Origin of the sequence: Oceanimonas doudoroffii (genome assembly GCF_002242685.1) — a bacterium.
GTDB lineage: Bacteria > Pseudomonadota > Gammaproteobacteria > Enterobacterales > Aeromonadaceae > Oceanimonas > Oceanimonas doudoroffii.
The window spans coordinates 1-15,648 of record NZ_NBIM01000010.1; the positions used below are offsets into that span (position 1 = coordinate 1).

The following is a 15,648-nucleotide window of genomic DNA, read 5'->3' on the forward strand; positions in this document are numbered from 1 at the left end:
AACATCCTGCGAGTGCCCACACAGTTTGCTTGATAAATTGTTAAAGAGCGTTGACCCTTCAGCGGGTCAGGGCTGCGTATTCTACGCAATCCTTGGTGTTCGTCAAGCGTTGAATCAAACTTTGTTTCGTGTTGTTTCAACCCTTGTGACCGTCGGCGTGTTCCGCCGTGTCAGTGAGGGCGCATTATAGGGAGCCGCCGATTTTGCGCAAGGGCTTTTTGAGGAAAAATCACTTCACATAGCTCAAGCGTTCAAAGGTTGACCGGAATGATGGAAATTACTGCGCCTCGGGCAGTTGCCGTGCAAATTCCACCAAAGAAGGATAGACGCTTTTCGCCAGTTTTTCCCCTTCCTCGGTAATTTCCTTGCCGGTACGCACCAGCACGGGGTGGCCCACGCCGGCGGCGATGGCCGCATTCATGTCCGAGACCTTGTCCCCAACCATAAAGGAAGCAGCCAGATCGATGTTCAGCTCCTTGGCCGCGTCCAGCAGCATGCCCGGTGCCGGCTTGCGGCAGTCGCAGGCTTTGGTGTCGGGACCGTTACCAGCGGAGGGGTGGTGGGGGCAGAAATAGATACCGTCAAGATCCACGCCCCTATCGGCCAGGGACCAGTCCATCCATTCGGTCAGACGCATAAAGTCGTCTTCGGTAAACATGCCCCGGGCAATGCCCGACTGGTTGGTGACCACCACCAGCAGATAGCCTTTTTCCTTGAGCGAACGGAGGGCGTCGATCACTCCCTCGATAAAGATGAAATCGTCGGAATGGGAAACATAACCGCTGTCCTGGTTGATAACGCCGTCCCGGTCGAGAAAAATCGCTGGCTTTGCCACTTTGTACCTGCCTTCAGTCAATCGTTACCGGGCGCATGTTAGCACAGGGCTGCCGGGCGCCGGAGGCAATTTCTGCGGCGTAATGGCAGGCTACCCTGTGCTGCTGCCCTTGCAGCAAAGGCACTTCCCTGGCGCAACGTTCACCGGCATAAGGGCAGCGGGTACGAAAGTGGCAGCCGCTTGGAGGATTGGCCGGGGATGGCAGTTCACCACTCAGCATCATGGGGTCCTGGCGCTCCCTGGGGTTTGGCTGTGGTATGGCCGAGATCAGTACTTTGGTATAGGGATGCCGTGGCTGCCGGTAGAGTACGTCCGCCGGCGCCTGCTCGACGATGCGTCCCAGATACATGACGGCAATATGATCCGAGACATGTTTGACTACCGACAGGTCGTGGGCGATGAACAGCATGGCCAGCCCCCGTTCCTGCTGCAGTGACAGCAATAGATTAAGGATCTGCGACTGCACCGACACGTCCAGCGCCGACACCGCCTCGTCACACACCAGTAACCTGGGGTTGAGCGCCATGGCACGGGCAATGCCGATGCGCTGCCGCTGCCCGCCGGAAAACTCGTGAGGAAAGCGATCCAGCGCCGAGGCCGGCAACCCGACCCGCTCCAGCAGCTCCGCTGCCCAGGCCTGGCGTTCGCGCCAGCTGCCCAGCCGGTGAATGACAAAAGGTTCCTGCAACAGGGTACCTATGGTATGACGGCCGTTGAGGGATTCCTGAGGGTCTTGAAACACCATTTGCATCTGCCGCCGCAGGGGCTGCATTTGCCGCCGGCTGTACTGGGTAATATCGGTGCCGTCGTAAACAATGCGCCCGGAGGTGGGTTCGTGCAACTTAAGCAGGGTACGCGCCAAGGTAGACTTGCCACAGCCCGATTCTCCCACCAGTCCCAGGGTCTTGCCTTCTTCCAGCTCAAAGCTGACCCCATCGACCGCATACAGGGTTTTTCCCGAACGCAGCAGCCCCCCTCCAAGCGTAAAATGCTGCGTCAATCCATCCACTTTCAGCAGGGTGCTCATCAGGATAACTCCCGCCAGTGGTGGCACCAGACGTGGTGCACGCTATCCGCCTGCTCAAGAGCCGGCTGGGTGGCGCACACCTCGGTGCTGTAGGGGCAGCGGTTGGCGAAACGGCAGCCGGCAGACTGCTCCTCCAGCGAGGGCACCTGCCCGGCGATGGCCGGCAACTCGGTTTTTCCCGGCCGATCCAGCCGGGGAATGGACGCCAGCAGGCCCCGTGTATAGGGATGGCGGGGGTGTTCAAACAACTCAAACACCCCTGCCTGCTCGGCACTGCGGCCGGCATACATCACCAGTACACGATCGCAGATCTGGGCCACCACACCCAGATCATGGGTAATAAAGATCACCGCCATGTTATTTTGCCGCTGCAGCTCGCGGATCAGGTGCAGGATTTGCGCCTGAATGGTCACGTCCAGTGCCGTGGTGGGCTCATCGCAAATCAGCAGTTCCGGTTCGCAAGCCAGCGCCATGGCGATCATCACCCGTTGCCGCATGCCCCCGGAAAGCTGGTGGGGATAAGCGGCCAGTCGGGCCTCGGCTTCCGGAATCCCCACCCGGCGCAGCATGGTCAGGGCCGCCTGCCGGCGCTGCGCCTTGTTCAGCTCCGGACGGTGCAATTCATAGACTTCCATCAGCTGGCGGCCCACGGTATGCACCGGATTTAGGGCTGTCATCGGCTCCTGAAAGATCATGGCGATCTTGTTGCCCCGCAACCGGTAGCGCTGTTGTGGGCTCAAGGTCAGCAGATCCTCGCCCTGAAACAGCGCCCGGCCTTTTTCCACCCTGCCCGCAGGTTGTGGCAGCAGGCCCAGCAGGCTGAGGGCGGTGACACTCTTGCCACAACCGGACTCGCCCACCAGCCCCAGGGTTTGCCCCGGCGCCAGCGAAAAACTGACGTCATCCACCACGCGAAAACAACCCGCTTCGGTGGTAAAGCTGACCGCCAGATTGTCCACTTCCAGCAGATTTCCCATCAGGCTTCGGGTCTCCGCCAGGTTTCCACCACCTCCAGCACCGGCTCATAGCGCTTGCCGCCAGCCTTGATTTCGGCCTGTTGCTGCTGATCGATCCAGAACAGGCCGCCGGTGCTATGGGGGTAACCTTCCATCGGCCAGAACAGGGATGGCGAGCGCTGGGTGCCTTTGCTCTCGGGCAGTTTCACATAACGCCAGTAAGCTTCCCGGGTGTAGGGCACCTGATAACCGGGTATAAAGATGGCCAGCTCGTGCACCCGGCGCTGTATTTGTCGGGAAATCGCCGCCTTGGCGTCCAGATCCATGGTGCGGCGGTATTCCTCGATTAACCGGTCGAGCTCGGCATCACTGATATTGAACAGGTTGTTGGTCTGAGGCTGGTCGGCGTTCAGGGAGTGGAAAAACTCCCAGTACTGGGGGTAAAGGCCGCCGCCACTCCAGCCCAGCCAGGCCGCCTCGTGTTTTTTCTCCAGCATGGCTTTGAAACCGGTGGCGCCATCCACCAGGTTAAGCTGCAGATCCAGGCCGGCCTTGCGTGCCTCTTCCCGCAGAATGGCCAGGCGAGCGGTGTGCTCCTGAGTGGTGTAGGTCACCGCCAGGCTGAGCCGGTCGCCCTGGCTGTTCAGCAGTATGCCCCCCGGCCCCTGGCGATCGTAGCCGGCCTCGGCAAACAGTGCCCGGGCTTGCTGAATGTCGTAGTCGCGGGCACGAATGTCATAATCGGTGAAATCCCCATAACCGGTGCCAAAGCCGTGCATGCGCTCGTAGTCGCCGCGCAATATGGTGTCCAGCATGCGCTGCATATTGATGGCATGGGCCATGCCCTGACGCACCCGCACATCCGCCAGTCTGGGGTGGGCGGTGTTGAGATGCAGCCCCTGGGCGCCCTGGCGCATTTCGTTATAGAACCAGATACGATTAATCAGGCCGTTGCGGTATTCGGGGGTGTTGGTCTTGTCGTGCCACCATTCGGGCAGGATCAGGCCAAAGGTGTCGATGTCACCACGCAGAAAGTGGCGGTAGGCGATATTGAGATCCCGTACCACGGTCAGCCGAATTTCATCCACATTGAACCTGTGCTTGTAGTAGGTAAGCTCGTTGCCCCACCAGTCATTCAGCCGCTTGAAGGTAATGGAGCGACCCCGTTTGACATCACTTATCACATAGGCGCCGGTCACCGGCACCACCTCCCAGTTATAACGGCGCACCCAGTCTTCGGTCATTTCATAGTAATGCTCGGGCTGGGGTACCAGGCCCACTGTATTGAGCAGCTCACGCCGGCTCTTGGGGCTGCCGGCGGTCACCGAGATGGTGTAATCGTCGTATTTGACCACCTCGGTGATTTCTTCGGTGAAGTAGTTGTTGTACCAGGGCGCCCGAATCACCTTGGATCGCATGAATTCCAGCGCAAACAGAAAGTCGTCGGCGGTCACCGGCTCGCCGTCGGACCAGCGAGCCTTTGGATTCAGCCGGAAATACATGGTGCGGTTGTCGTCGCCAAAGGCCCAGTGGGTGGCCAGGGCAGGAATGGGGTTTTCGGTGTCGGGGTGCAAGCCATACAGCCCGAGCTGGTTCTCCAGCACAAAAGAACGGAACGAAGTGTTGGAGTCGGGCCCCACGGTGCGAAAGGTGAGCGGAAAGCTCATCATCGTCATGTTGAAACGCCCGCCCCGCTTGGCCTCGGGCGAGGCAAAAATGGGATCCGCGTCATTGGTTTCCCACTCCAGGTTTTCGGGCAGCTCCGCCGCCTGCAGACTCAGGGCCAGACCAAAAGACGCGAGTATTGCCAGCAGTTTGTTCATGCAGTCCTCACCTATTCGTAACGGGAAAAGTGTTTGGGATCAAAGGCTTCACGAATGGCCTCACCGATAAAGGAAACATTGATCAGCACCAGCGACACCGCCGTCACCACGGACGCCACTATCCAGGGCGAATCCAGGTGGTTAACACCCTGACGCAACAGCTCGCCCCAGCTCGGGGTAGGCGGAGGCAAGCCAAAGCCCAGGTAATCGAGGGCGGTGAGCAGGGAAATATTGGCCACCACGGTAAAGGGAGCCAGGGTCACTATCATCATCAGGGTATTGGGCAGGATATGGTGCACGATAATACGCGTCGTGCCCGCCCCCTGGGCCCGGGCCGCCAGCACATAGTCCCGGGCCTTTTCCTTGTAGGTCAGGGTGCGCATGTACCAGGTAATGCCCATCCAGCCAAACAGCACGTTGATGGCGACAAACAGGGCAAAGTTGGGCTGAGTAATCGACACCAGTATCATGATCACGTAAAGAAACGGCACCTGGGACCAGATCTCGATAAAGCGCTGAAACAGCAGATCGAAGCGACCGCCGAGAAATCCCATCAGGCAGCCCAGCATCACGCCAATCACATAACTGGCGGTGAGCGCGATAAAGGCAAAGCCCACCGCGGTACGAAAGCCGTATACCAGCCGCGCGACCATGTCCCGGCCCGAGCTGTCGGTGCCGAGAAAGTGCCGGTTTGCCAGGCTGGGCGCCGTGGGTGGATAGGTGCTGCCGCTGTAATCCTGCTCATAGGGACTCCAGGGCACCAGGGGCAGCAGCACCCAGTTGCCGGGCTGCTCGCTCAGCACTCGCTTCAGCTCTCTGTAGTCGGTTTCATATTGATAACCGAGATCAAAGGTGTCGCCGGTGATCACGGCACCATAGGTGGGAAAGTACAGCTCACCCTCATATTTCACCAGCAGCGCCCGGTTGCTGACCCACAGCTCGGCGGCGGCGGCCAGCAACACCATCACCATAAAAATCACAAAGGCGTAGTAACCGCGTTTAATGCTGCGAAAACGGCGCAACTTCTTTTTGGTGACATCGGAAAGCAGTCTAGCCATCGAACCTCACTCGCGGATCCACCAGCGCCACGCAGATGTCCGACAATATGTTGCCCAGCAGCATCAACAGTGAGGTCACCGCCAGTATGCCCATTACCACCGGATAGTCCCTCTCCACCACCGCTTCGTAGCCCAGCAGGCCCAGGCCGTCGATATTAAAGATCACTTCAATCAGGAAAGAGCCGGCGAAAAACACCGAAATCACGTTGCCGAAGTGGCTGGCAATGGGGATCAGGCTGTTGCGCAGGGCATGGCGGGTCACCGCCTTGCCAAACGGCAGGCCCTTGGCCACGGCGGTGCGCACATAATCCGCCGACAGGTTTTCCATCAGGCTGTTTTTCATGGTCATGGTGAGCACCGCGAAATCGCCGATGGCGTAGGCAATCAGCGGCAGCAGGGCATGGTGAAACAAATTCAGGGTTTTGGGCCAAAAGCCCTCCAGATAGTAGAAATCGTCCCCCACAAAGCCACCCATGGGAAACCAGCCCAGCTGAAAGGCGAACACCGTCAGCAGAAAAATGCCCACCACATAAGCCGGCAGGGCATAGCCGGCATAGATAAACATGGAGCTGATGCTGTCGAAGCGGCTGTTATGCCTGAGTGCCTTGAGCACTCCGAGGGGAATGGACACCAGATAACTGAGAATAAAGGTGCTAATGCCAAAAAAGGCCGACACCGGCAGCCGTTCCTGGATCAGCTCCCACACCGGCAGGTAGTAACGGGTGGACTCCCCCAGATCGAGCCGCACCAGCTTGCCCAGCCAGTCCAGGTAGGCTTCGCCCACCGGCTTATCAAGCCCGTAAAATTCCTTGAGCTCATCGATTTGCTCGGAGGACAACACCTGCCCGCCCCGGCTACTCTGGCTGAACTCGCTGCCCGCCAGCTGACTTTCCATCAGCATGCGTTCAACCGGGCCGCCCGGCACAAATCGGGTAATGGCAAACACCACCAGGGTAATGCCGAGAAAGGTGGGGATCAGCAGCAATAATCGACGCAGAAAATACTGGCCCATCGTTTTCCTTATCTTCGTTCCCTGAAACGCTCAGCCTGAAAACTCTGAGTATCGCGAATCACCAACAGGGTTGCCTGCTGTCGATTCCCTTGTTCAATATTCCTTCGACTAATGCATAACAGTCGAGTCTTATCATGCCAGCTTACGGCTTATGCTGTTCTTTTTCATCCTATATCAAGGCATTGGAAAAAGGGACAAGGCACTAGCCAGTTTTCATTCTCGCGCCGTGACGGGAAATACTCGTTGACTCGGACGTCCAGACGGCTTAGCATCCTCTGCCATCTGTCATGCCAGCATGACTTGTCCCTGTTCTTACGCTGTCTATGCAGTGGATAACCATACCGGAAGGGCCCATCCTCCGATGATCAAACTGACCAATATTACCAAGCGCTACGGAGCGGGCGAGAATGCCGTTCACGCCGTTAAAAACGTCGATCTGGAGGTCGCTGCCGGCCAGATCATGGGCGTTATCGGCGAATCCGGTGCCGGCAAGAGCACCCTGATCCGTTGCGTCAACCTGCTCGAGCGCCCCACCGAGGGTCGCGTATACGTGGACGGCCAGGATCTGACCGCCATGGGCGGTACCGAACTGTCCCGTGCCCGCCGCAATATCGGCATGATTTTTCAGCACTTCAATTTGTTGTCGTCGCGCACCGTCTTCGACAACGTGGCTCTGCCCCTGGAGCTGGCAGGCACCCCCAAGGCCGAGATCAAACAGCGGGTCAGCGAGCTGCTGGAGCTGGTGGGACTGTCCCATCGCGCCAGCGCCTACCCCAACGCCCTGTCGGGTGGTCAGAAGCAACGGGTGGCCATCGCCCGGGCACTGGCGCCGGCACCCAAGGTGCTGCTGTGTGACGAGGCCACCTCGGCGCTGGATCCGCAGACCACCCAGTCCATTCTGGCACTGCTGAAAGAGCTCAACCAGCGCCTCGGGCTGACCATATTGCTGATCACCCACGAGATGCAGGTGGTGAAGTCCATCTGCGACCGAGTGGCCATTATCAACGACGGTGAGCTGGTGGAACAGGGAGAAGTTGCCTGGTTCTTTGCCAACGCCCAGACCGATCTGGCTCGGCGCTTTATCGCCTCCACCATTCATCTGGAAATTCCCGATGAATACCAGGCCCGGCTATCGGCCGAACCGGTAGCCGATGCCCTGCCCCTGGTGCGGCTGGGTTTTACCGGCGAAACCGTGGATACGCCACTGATCTCCATTCTCAGCCGCGAGCTGCAGGTGGACGTCACCATTCTCAGCGCCGACATCGAATATGCCGGCGGCGTGAAGTTCGGCTTTATGCTGGCCGAGCTGGATGGCCAGCCAGAACAGACTCAGGCCGCCATCGTTTACCTTCAGGAACACAAAATTCAGGTGGAGTTACTCGGTTATGTCCGACGCCATGATTAACCTGCTGCTCTCGGCACTCTGGGAGACCCTGATCATGACCTTCGGCTCGGGCGCCATCGCCTGTGCCCTGGGCTTGCCGCTGGGCATTGCCCTGCACGTAAGCAAACCCGGCCAGATATGGGAAAACAAGGCCTTTAACAAGATTCTGGGTACGGTGGTGAACATCGGCCGTTCCGTGCCCTTTATCATTCTGCTGGTGGCCATCATTCCCTTTACCCGGTTGGTGGTCGGCACCAGCATCGGCACTTGGGCCGCCGTGGTGCCGCTGACCGTTGCCGCCATTCCCTTTGTGGCTCGACTGATGGAAGGGGCGCTGATGGAAGTGCCGTCAGGGCTGGTGGAAGCGGCCCAGGCCATGGGCGCCCGCCGGCTGCAAATCGTGTACAAGGTATTGCTGCCCGAAGCCCTGCCGGGCATGCTCAACGGCATCATCATCACCCTGGTCACCCTGGTCAACTACTCGGCCATGGCCGGCGCCGTGGGCGGTGGTGGCCTGGGTGATGTGGGCATTCGCTACGGTTACCAGCGTTTTGATCCGCAAATCATGCTGATCACCGTGGTGATACTGGTAGTACTGGTACAAATCATTCAGAGCGCCGGCGAGCGGCTGGTGGCTCATATGGATCGTCGCTGAGTTTTCTTATATCAAGGAGTGCATCATGAAAGCTGGATTGAAATCATTCGCCACCCTGGGCGTACTGGCTTCGGCCCTGGCCCTGGCCGGTTGCGGCGAACAGGCCGAACAGACCACCACCGAAGCCGCCGCGGTCAAACCGCTGCGCCTGGGCGTGATTGCCGGTGCCGAAGAGCAGGTCGCGGAAGTGGCCGCCAAGGTGGCCAAGGAGCAGTATGAGCTGGAAGTCGAGCTGGTATCCTTCAGCGATTACGTGACCCCCAACGTGGCCCTGAGCGATGGCAGCCTGGACATCAATGCCTTTCAGCACAAACCCTACCTCGACAAGCAAATCGCCGATCGCGGCTACGAGCTGACTCCGGTAGGCAACACCTTTGTTTACCCCATCGCCGCCTACTCCAAGGTGATCAAGTCCCTGGATGAACTGGCCGAAGGCGCCAAGGTAGCCGTCCCCAACGATCCCACCAACCTGGGCCGCAGCCTGCTGCTGCTGGAGCAACAGGGCCTGATCGAGGTGGACGATGCCGTGGGTCTGGAAGCCACTCCGCTGAACATTACCGCCAACCCCAAAAACCTCGACATCATCGAGCTGGAAGCACCTCAGCTGCCCCGCTCCCTGGATGACGTGGCCTTTGCCATCATCAACACCACCTATGCGTCACAGATCGACCTGTTGCCCGGTCGCGACAGCCTGTTCGTGGAAGACAAGGAATCTCCCTACGTTAACCTAATCGTGTCCCGCATCGACAACCAGAACGACGAGCGCATTCAGACCTTTGTCAAGGCCTACCAGAGCGAAGAGGTCTACCAGGCCGCGCTGGAGCTGTTCAAGGGCGGCGTGGTCAAGGGCTGGTAATCCGGCGTTCACTTTATCCTCAGGGCCACGGCATGCCGTGGCCCTTTTTTTTTGTTGCTGCCATAATGCTTATTTAACGATTGAGCCGGAAGGGAATTATGCTGAACTGGTATCTGGCCCATTGCCGCCCGCGAGAAGAAGAGCGGGCCCTGCTGCACCTCGACAACCAGCAGATAGAAACCTTCTGCCCCCTGATCGAGGTCAAGAAACTGATACGGGGTAAACGGGTCCTGCGCAACGAAGCCCTGTTCCCGGGCTACCTGTTTCTGCGTGCCGACCTGGAACAGACCAGCTGCGCCACCCTGGGTTCCACCCGGGGCATTCGCAACCTGGTGCGTTTTGGTGGAACCCCCTGCGTGGTGCCCGACGAGCTGATCCACGACCTGATGTGCCGCACCGGTGACGACCGCCTGGGCGAGCAGTTGAGCAACCTGCCTAACTGCGGCGACCGGGTGATCATCAATGAAGGTCCCTTTGCAGGCATGGAGGCCATCTATCAGGAGGCGGACGGCGACAGCCGCGCCATGCTGCTGTTGACCCTGCTGCAAAGCCAGACCCGCGCCAGCTTTGCCAACACCGACTACAGCCGGCTTTAATTCTGAGAGGAGCGCCTGGGTCCCCTTATCGTTATATTTCCCCCTAACGATAAGCAGTCAGCGCCGCTCCAGCACCATCACCCTGTGGTATTGCAACGGCCGGTAATCCGCGGTACCGGAGGGCTTGGGCGGTTGCCACCAGAGCCCGGGCGCCAGCCGCAACGGCAGCTCCACCATCAGCCGCAGCCGAGAATCGAGCTCGTCCTCGCTGTTGCTGAGCACCGAGGTCTGCAAGCGCAGTATGCGCCAGGGCGCATAGCTGAGAGACCACTGGGTGGAAGAAGACGCCTTGTACTTGTCACCGCTGCCAAACAGCCGCAGCCGGTCTCCTTGCCAGCGGTAATACTGACCGCTGACGCTCAAGCCCGGCACCGCACTCAGCCGCCCTTCCCCAAACCACACCCTGCCCACCGCGGGCCGCTCCCGCAACGTATCCGTATGCCAGGGCGACAGCGGCCGGTACTGCACCGCCCCCATCCTGAAGTCCTCATGCTCCAGCCACAGCAGCAGGCCACCGCGGCGATGGGCACCCTGCTCCTGGTAGTCGAACAGCGGCTGCAGGTGCACCAGGGTGCGCGGCCTGAAGGGACGGCGGTAATGCAGCCCCAACTGGTAGGTAAACCGCTCGTCCCGGTAATCCACGCCCAGTTCGGTATCCAGGCCTTGCCACAGGGGCAAGGCCAGCTGGCTGCTGGCCTCGGCTTCATGATCAAACAACGGCAGCTGATAATCCCAGTACCAGTCGCTGGGGTTAAGCCAGGGCAAGGTGGTCAACTGCTCGGTTCCAAAAGACAGGGTATCGTCGGCCAGGTGCTCGGTCTGGGCCAGCACAAAGCCGTCCAGGCTGTCGGTGGCCGCGGCCCGTGCGGCGGTGGCCAGGGTCAACAGCAGCTCATCGGATTTGGGCGCTCGAGCCGGATTGGGACGCCCCAGGGCGGGCAGAGGCTCATGATGGCGTTGCTGCACAGACTCCGGGGCCGGCATGGCGGTGGCGAGCGGGCGTGATGCCGGGGCAGGGCCGGGCGGCCGGTCAGGCACCCAGATCCAGTCATCGGGCGACAAGGGCACCATAAAACGTTCGCGATTAAACTCCCATCGCAGACGACGCTCACTCAACTGGTAACGCTGGGCCAGGCTGGCCCAGCTCTCGCCTTCGGCAACCCGATGCATCACCATCACTGGGCCGGCGGCCCGTGCAAATGCCACCGTCCATAAACACAGCAGCAGGCACAACCACCGCATGTTCAGGCCTCCACTCACCCGTTCAGTTCAGGACCGCGTTCAGCCCTGCAGGCCACACAGCAAACGATATTCTTCCAATACATAAGTGTCCGTCATGCCACTGATGAAATCCAGCACCAGGCGCACGCGAAAATACCACTCCCGCTCGACGTCACTTTCAAAAAAAGGCGCGTTTTGGCTGTCCCTGTGATAGGCGGCCAGGTGCCGAGGTGGCAGTCGGTGGTAGAGCCGGCGCAGCACCTGGCCGTTGGCGTCGGCGCGCTCGTCCAGGCCGGTAAACTCCGCCGCCGGCAGCGCCAGCAGCGGCGCAAAGGCATCCAGTACGCCCTTGAGCGCGGCAAAGCCGGCCAGCTCCAGCGACTCTACTTCCCGCCGGCGAAACACGTGGCGATGGGCAAAGGCTTTCAACCACTGCAGCGCCTGGGCCGGGGGCTGCTCCACCGCCAGCAGGGGCTGATCGTGCTCGCCGTCGAGAATGGCCTGCTGATGCGCCAGGTACTGGTCGCTCACCAGTGGCAGCAGATCCTGCCCCAGACGCTGGCGAAAGCGACTGAAAAAGCCCGGCTGATCGACGTTCGACTCTCGCCACAGCCGTTGCAGGTAATCATTGCCTTCCCCCAGCAGCGCCCGCTCCAGCTCGGCCAGGCTGAGCACCCCCCGATCCACCGCGTCTTCCAGGTCCGCCACGCCATAGGCCATGTCATCCGCCGCTTCCATCAGAAAGGCCAGCGGAAAGCGGCCATAGGCGGTGGCGGGAAAATGCTGTCGAATTTGCTGCACCAGGGGGCGCTCACTGAAAAAGTGGCCGGGCTTTTGCTGCCAGCGGCCACCGGTTCTGGGCTGGTAGGCGCCACGCACATATTTCTGCAACGCCGCCAGCTGGCTCAAGGTCAGGTTCAGCTCCTGCAGGCTGTGCAGAAGCCGCAGGCTCTGGGCATTGCCCTCGAACTGACGCAGATCCGCCAGCAGCATGGGCCACTGCCGCGACGGCGAGCCCACGGCCCGGCGAAACAGCCCCGGCAGTCGCTGGCCCAGCCAGTCAATGATCACCGCCTCGCCAAAGTGACCAAAAGGCGGATTGCCCACATCGTGCAGCAGACAGGCCATTTCCACCAGACTGACAAAGGCGTCCCTATCCACCTGATCATCCAGCGCCGAGACCACCCGCAGTGCCAGCTGACGGCCGGTTTCCTTGACCTCCAGGGAGTGGGTCAGGCGGCTGCGCACCGAGGCCTTTACATCCAGCGGAAACACCTGAGTCTTCTGTTGCAGCCGGCGCACCGGCGAGCATTGCACAATCCGGGCCCGATCCGCTTCAATGGCCTGCTCCGGGGTTTGCGCGTGGGGCTCGGGATGCAACCGATCGGCACGGATCAGCGGCTCATAACGGCTCATGCCCGCTGCTCCAGCCAGCGGCGCAGCTCATTCAGATCCGGCGGCAGCAGCCGGTTGAGTTCCGCCACTCGATCATTCAGGTGCTCCCACCAGTCGGGCAGCTCCGGGCTCTGGATTTGCTGGGCCAGCAACTGTACTCGCTTCAGCCCCACCGAGCCGGCCGCTCCCTTGATCTTGTGGGCCTCTTCCACTATTTCCTGCTGCTGGCGTGCGGCGGTAAATTCATTGAGTCGGGCCAGGTAATCACTGGCCATGTCCGCCAGCATGTCCACGCTCGACAACAGCGCCTTGGCGCCCACGGTATCCACATAGTCCTGCAGGAATATCGTGTCCAGTACCGCCTCATCGGCCTGCACTGGCTCCACTGCCGGCACGGCCGGGGTCGATGCCGGCGCGGCCCTGTTACAGGGCGGTCGATGGCCGAAGAAACGCGCCAGCACGCCCTTGATGGCCTTGGACGACAGCGGCTTGCTGATGGCGTCATCCATCCCCCCGGCCAGATACTTTTGCTTGTCGCTGATCACGTTGGCGGTGAGCGCCACCAACGGCGGCAACGCCTGCCCCTGCTGTTGCGCTTCTTCTCGCAGCCGGATTGCGATATCAAAGCCGGTCATGTCGGGCAGCTGAATATCAAGAAAGATCAGGTCGTAATCGTACTCGGCCAACAACGCAAAGGCCTCGCCGCCGTCCCGGGCCACGCTCACCCGGTGGCCCAGCTTTTCCAGCAGGGCGCAGGCCACGGTCACGTTGAGTTCCACGTCTTCCACCAGCAGCACCGACAAACAGGGCAACTGGGCCAGCACGGGATCGTCCTTGGGCGCCTGAGCGGTGGGCACGGTAATGGTCACACTAAAGCAGGAGCCCTCGCCCGGCTCGCTGTCCAGCTCGATGCTGCCATTCATGGCTTCTACCAGTTGCTGCGAGACCGCCAGGCCAATGCCGGTGCCGGTGGCGTGTTTCTTGCCTTCAATCTGGAAATAGAGCGCGAAGATCTTCTGCTGCAGTGCGGCGGGAATGCCGATGCCGGTGTCTTCAATGTCAAAGCGCAGGGTAACCTGGCCTGGTGCCAGCTCGTCGGCCAGGCAACGTATGGTGACACCGCCGTCGTCGGTAAACTTGACCGCATTGCCCACCAGGTTCCACAGCACCTGGCGCAGCCGAGTGCCGTCGGCCAGTATCCACTCGGGAATGTCGCCGTCCCGGTCAAAGTGCAGGTAGAGCCCCTTTTGTTCCGCCTGCAGCCGGGCCAGGCTCTCCAGATCGTCGAGAAAGCCGGGAAAGTCCATGGGCTCGGGAGCCAGCTCCAGCCGGCTGCGATCCATCTTGTCGAGATCGATGATGTCGTTGAAGATGTTGCCCAGGGTGACGGCGCTGAAGTGAATGGTCTTGAGGTGCTGACGCTGATCCTGACTCAGCTCGGTGGCCAGCAATATGCGACTCAGGCCGACAATGCCGTTGAGCGGCGTGCGCAACTCGTGGCTGATGGTGGAAATAAAGGTGGTCTTGTCGCGACTGGCCTTTTCCAGCTGCTCCTGATAACGCTTGCGTTCGGTGATGTCGCGACCAAAGCCGAGCAGACCCAGGCGCTTGCCGTCCCGATCAAAGAAGGGCACCTTGCGCAACTCAAAACAGGCCCGGCGGCCGTCCGGATATTGCAGCCACTGCTCGTAGGTCTGGCTTTCGTTGCGGGCAAACACCTCCTTGTCGGTCTCCACCACCTTGATCGCCACGTCTTCCGGGTAGACATCGTAGGGGGTCAGGCCGATAAGCTCCTTTTCCTGCCGGCCAAGCAGGTTTTCCATGGCCTTGTTGCAGCCGGAGAACTCTTCCAGTTCGTTGCGGTAATACACCAGATCGGGGGAAGTATCGATAAAGGAGCGCAGCAGCGCCGAGCGTTCCTGGGATTCCAGCTGCGCCTTTTCGCGCTGATAGACCTCCCCTTCCAGATCCTCAATGGCCTGCTGGCGGGCGGCCTGGGCCTTGCGGGTTTCCTCTATCTGGCGGTTGAGCAGTTCGATTTTTTCCTGCAGTTCGCTGTTCAGCTCCAGATCCCGTTCACGCATCTGCTGTAACCGCTGTACCAGCCGGCTCAGGCGCTGGCGGGAGTCTTCCAGCTGATCCACCACCACGGACAGAAAATACACCGCCCAAGGGGTAACCAGCAGGCCAAAGAAGATGGAGCGCACCAGATCAATGGACTCCACCGAACCGCGCAAAAACAGGGTCACCCCCACCTGTATAAAGATGGCCAGCAAAATAATGCAGGTGGCCAGCAGCATGCTGAAGCGCACTATGCCCAGCTTGGTCATCAGGTCCACATAGTACTGGGCCCAGGTTTTAATGGGTTTCATCGGTTTTTGTCCTTCGCAACGGCAGAGGGAAAGAATACCGGCTCCGAAGTGGACTGTCATGTCACCGCCGTGCTTGTCGGCATGCATTTCAGGTGGTCACTGAATCCCGTTGCACCAAAACGGAACGGGCGCAACCGAAAGCGCGGGAAGATTTGACGTAACTCAGTGCCACATCGGCCCGTTTGGTGCCCATACTGACTACCCAAAATGGCGCACTTGCACCAAAATTGAACACCTAACAAGCTGATAAAAATGATTTTTCCGTTGAATGCACCTCGATGGGGCAGAGGTTGCGCCATTAAAAGGCATGGCAAAGGTCAAATCTTTACGACCCTTTTGTTGTAATAAAACAACATACCGAATAGTTATGCGTTTTCCAGCGAGGGGATTGGAGCGCCGGGATAAGCGAGCACAAACGCCCGCCCGCCGCCGGATTTAAGCCTAAATAAAACACTTTT

14 protein-coding genes are annotated in these 15,648 nt (G+C 59.9%); 5 read left to right on the plus strand and 9 right to left on the minus strand.

The annotated features are described in order from the left end of the window. Positions 1-190: hypothetical protein (locus B6S08_RS18520; RefSeq protein WP_211284221.1), on the plus strand; the 190-nt coding region annotated here is incomplete at its 5' end. Positions 191-277: 87 nt separating this feature from the next. Here B6S08_RS18520 and gmhB read toward each other — a convergent pair. The 6 genes from gmhB to B6S08_RS17100 are packed head-to-tail and all read right to left on the minus strand — an operon-like array spanning position 278 to position 6,711. Further along, the gene (gmhB, locus tag B6S08_RS17075) at positions 278-835 is read right to left on the minus strand and encodes a D-glycero-beta-D-manno-heptose 1,7-bisphosphate 7-phosphatase (protein WP_094202020.1); all 558 of its coding nucleotides are present in this window, start codon (positions 833-835) and stop codon (positions 278-280) included. Positions 836-848: 13 nt separating this feature from the next. Further along, positions 849-1,862, minus strand: coding sequence for an ABC transporter ATP-binding protein (locus B6S08_RS17080; RefSeq protein WP_094202021.1), 1,014 nt, complete (start codon positions 1,860-1,862; stop codon positions 849-851). Further along, on the minus strand, positions 1,862-2,839 hold the full coding sequence (locus B6S08_RS17085) for an ABC transporter ATP-binding protein (protein WP_094202022.1): 978 nt from the start codon (positions 2,837-2,839) through the stop codon (positions 1,862-1,864). Before B6S08_RS17085 ends, B6S08_RS17080 begins: the two co-directional genes overlap by 1 nt. Beyond that, positions 2,839-4,641 carry an extracellular solute-binding protein gene (locus B6S08_RS17090; RefSeq protein ID WP_094202023.1) on the minus strand — a complete coding sequence of 601 codons (1,803 nt, stop codon included), beginning with the start codon at positions 4,639-4,641 and terminating at the stop codon, positions 2,839-2,841. Before B6S08_RS17090 ends, B6S08_RS17085 begins: the two co-directional genes overlap by 1 nt. A gap of 11 nt (positions 4,642-4,652) precedes the next feature. Next, complete coding sequence (locus B6S08_RS17095) at positions 4,653-5,699, minus strand: ABC transporter permease (protein WP_094202024.1); 1,047 nt, start codon at positions 5,697-5,699, stop codon at positions 4,653-4,655. Beyond that, positions 5,692-6,711: an ABC transporter permease subunit gene (locus B6S08_RS17100; RefSeq protein ID WP_094202025.1), complete on the minus strand. Its 1,020-nt coding sequence runs from the start codon at positions 6,709-6,711 to the stop codon at positions 5,692-5,694. Before B6S08_RS17100 ends, B6S08_RS17095 begins: the two co-directional genes overlap by 8 nt. Before the next feature lie 361 nt (positions 6,712-7,072). On the opposite strand from B6S08_RS17100, the gene metN reads away from it, so the two are divergent. The 4 genes from metN (at position 7,073) to rfaH (ending at position 10,202) form a co-directional block, all read left to right on the plus strand. Further along, on the plus strand, positions 7,073-8,116 hold the full coding sequence (metN, locus tag B6S08_RS17105) for a methionine ABC transporter ATP-binding protein MetN (protein WP_094202026.1): 1,044 nt from the start codon (positions 7,073-7,075) through the stop codon (positions 8,114-8,116). After that, positions 8,097-8,750 (plus strand): methionine ABC transporter permease, encoded by a 654-nt coding sequence (locus tag B6S08_RS17110; RefSeq protein WP_094202027.1) that lies wholly within the window; start codon positions 8,097-8,099, stop codon positions 8,748-8,750. Before metN ends, B6S08_RS17110 begins: the two co-directional genes overlap by 20 nt. 25 nt (positions 8,751-8,775) lie before the next feature. After that, complete coding sequence (gene metQ, locus B6S08_RS17115) at positions 8,776-9,606, plus strand: methionine ABC transporter substrate-binding lipoprotein MetQ (RefSeq protein WP_094202028.1); 831 nt, start codon at positions 8,776-8,778, stop codon at positions 9,604-9,606. Positions 9,607-9,704: 98 nt separating this feature from the next. After that, positions 9,705-10,202 carry a transcription/translation regulatory transformer protein RfaH gene (gene rfaH, locus B6S08_RS17120; RefSeq protein WP_094202029.1) on the plus strand — a complete coding sequence of 166 codons (498 nt, stop codon included), beginning with the start codon at positions 9,705-9,707 and terminating at the stop codon, positions 10,200-10,202. 57 nt (positions 10,203-10,259) lie between these two features. Here rfaH and B6S08_RS17125 read toward each other — a convergent pair whose 3' ends face one another. From B6S08_RS17125 to arcB, 3 genes are read right to left on the minus strand one after another with little or no spacing between them, the layout of a single operon-like run. Beyond that, positions 10,260-11,444: an inverse autotransporter beta domain-containing protein gene (locus tag B6S08_RS17125; RefSeq protein WP_094202030.1), complete on the minus strand. Its 1,185-nt coding sequence runs from the start codon at positions 11,442-11,444 to the stop codon at positions 10,260-10,262. Positions 11,445-11,483: 39 nt separating this feature from the next. After that, positions 11,484-12,839, minus strand: a complete 1,356-nt coding sequence (dgt, locus tag B6S08_RS17130; protein ID WP_094202031.1) for a dGTPase — start codon at positions 12,837-12,839, stop codon at positions 11,484-11,486. Continuing rightward, complete coding sequence (arcB, locus tag B6S08_RS17135; RefSeq protein ID WP_094202032.1) at positions 12,836-15,190, minus strand: aerobic respiration two-component sensor histidine kinase ArcB; 2,355 nt, start codon at positions 15,188-15,190, stop codon at positions 12,836-12,838. Before arcB ends, dgt begins: the two co-directional genes overlap by 4 nt. Between the last annotated feature and the right edge of the window lie 458 nt (positions 15,191-15,648).

Excerpts from the sequence above, each read along its gene's own strand:
- B6S08_RS17125 (WP_094202030.1), bottom strand. The coding sequence starts at position 11,444 with ATGCGGTGGTTGTGCCTGCTGCTGTGTTTATGGACGGTGGCATTTGCA.
- metN (WP_094202026.1), top strand. The coding sequence starts at position 7,073 with ATGATCAAACTGACCAATATTACCAAGCGCTACGGAGCGGGCGAGAAT.
- rfaH (WP_094202029.1), top strand. The coding sequence starts at position 9,705 with ATGCTGAACTGGTATCTGGCCCATTGCCGCCCGCGAGAAGAAGAGCGG.
- metQ (WP_094202028.1), top strand. The coding sequence starts at position 8,776 with ATGAAAGCTGGATTGAAATCATTCGCCACCCTGGGCGTACTGGCTTCG.
- dgt (WP_094202031.1), bottom strand. The coding sequence starts at position 12,839 with ATGAGCCGTTATGAGCCGCTGATCCGTGCCGATCGGTTGCATCCCGAG.
- B6S08_RS17110 (WP_094202027.1), top strand. The coding sequence starts at position 8,097 with ATGTCCGACGCCATGATTAACCTGCTGCTCTCGGCACTCTGGGAGACC.
- B6S08_RS17085 (WP_094202022.1), bottom strand. The coding sequence starts at position 2,839 with ATGGGAAATCTGCTGGAAGTGGACAATCTGGCGGTCAGCTTTACCACC.
- B6S08_RS17100 (WP_094202025.1), bottom strand. The coding sequence starts at position 6,711 with ATGGGCCAGTATTTTCTGCGTCGATTATTGCTGCTGATCCCCACCTTT.
- B6S08_RS17080 (WP_094202021.1), bottom strand. The coding sequence starts at position 1,862 with ATGAGCACCCTGCTGAAAGTGGATGGATTGACGCAGCATTTTACGCTT.
- B6S08_RS17095 (WP_094202024.1), bottom strand. The coding sequence starts at position 5,699 with ATGGCTAGACTGCTTTCCGATGTCACCAAAAAGAAGTTGCGCCGTTTT.
- B6S08_RS17090 (WP_094202023.1), bottom strand. The coding sequence starts at position 4,641 with ATGAACAAACTGCTGGCAATACTCGCGTCTTTTGGTCTGGCCCTGAGT.
- arcB (WP_094202032.1), bottom strand. The coding sequence starts at position 15,190 with ATGAAACCCATTAAAACCTGGGCCCAGTACTATGTGGACCTGATGACC.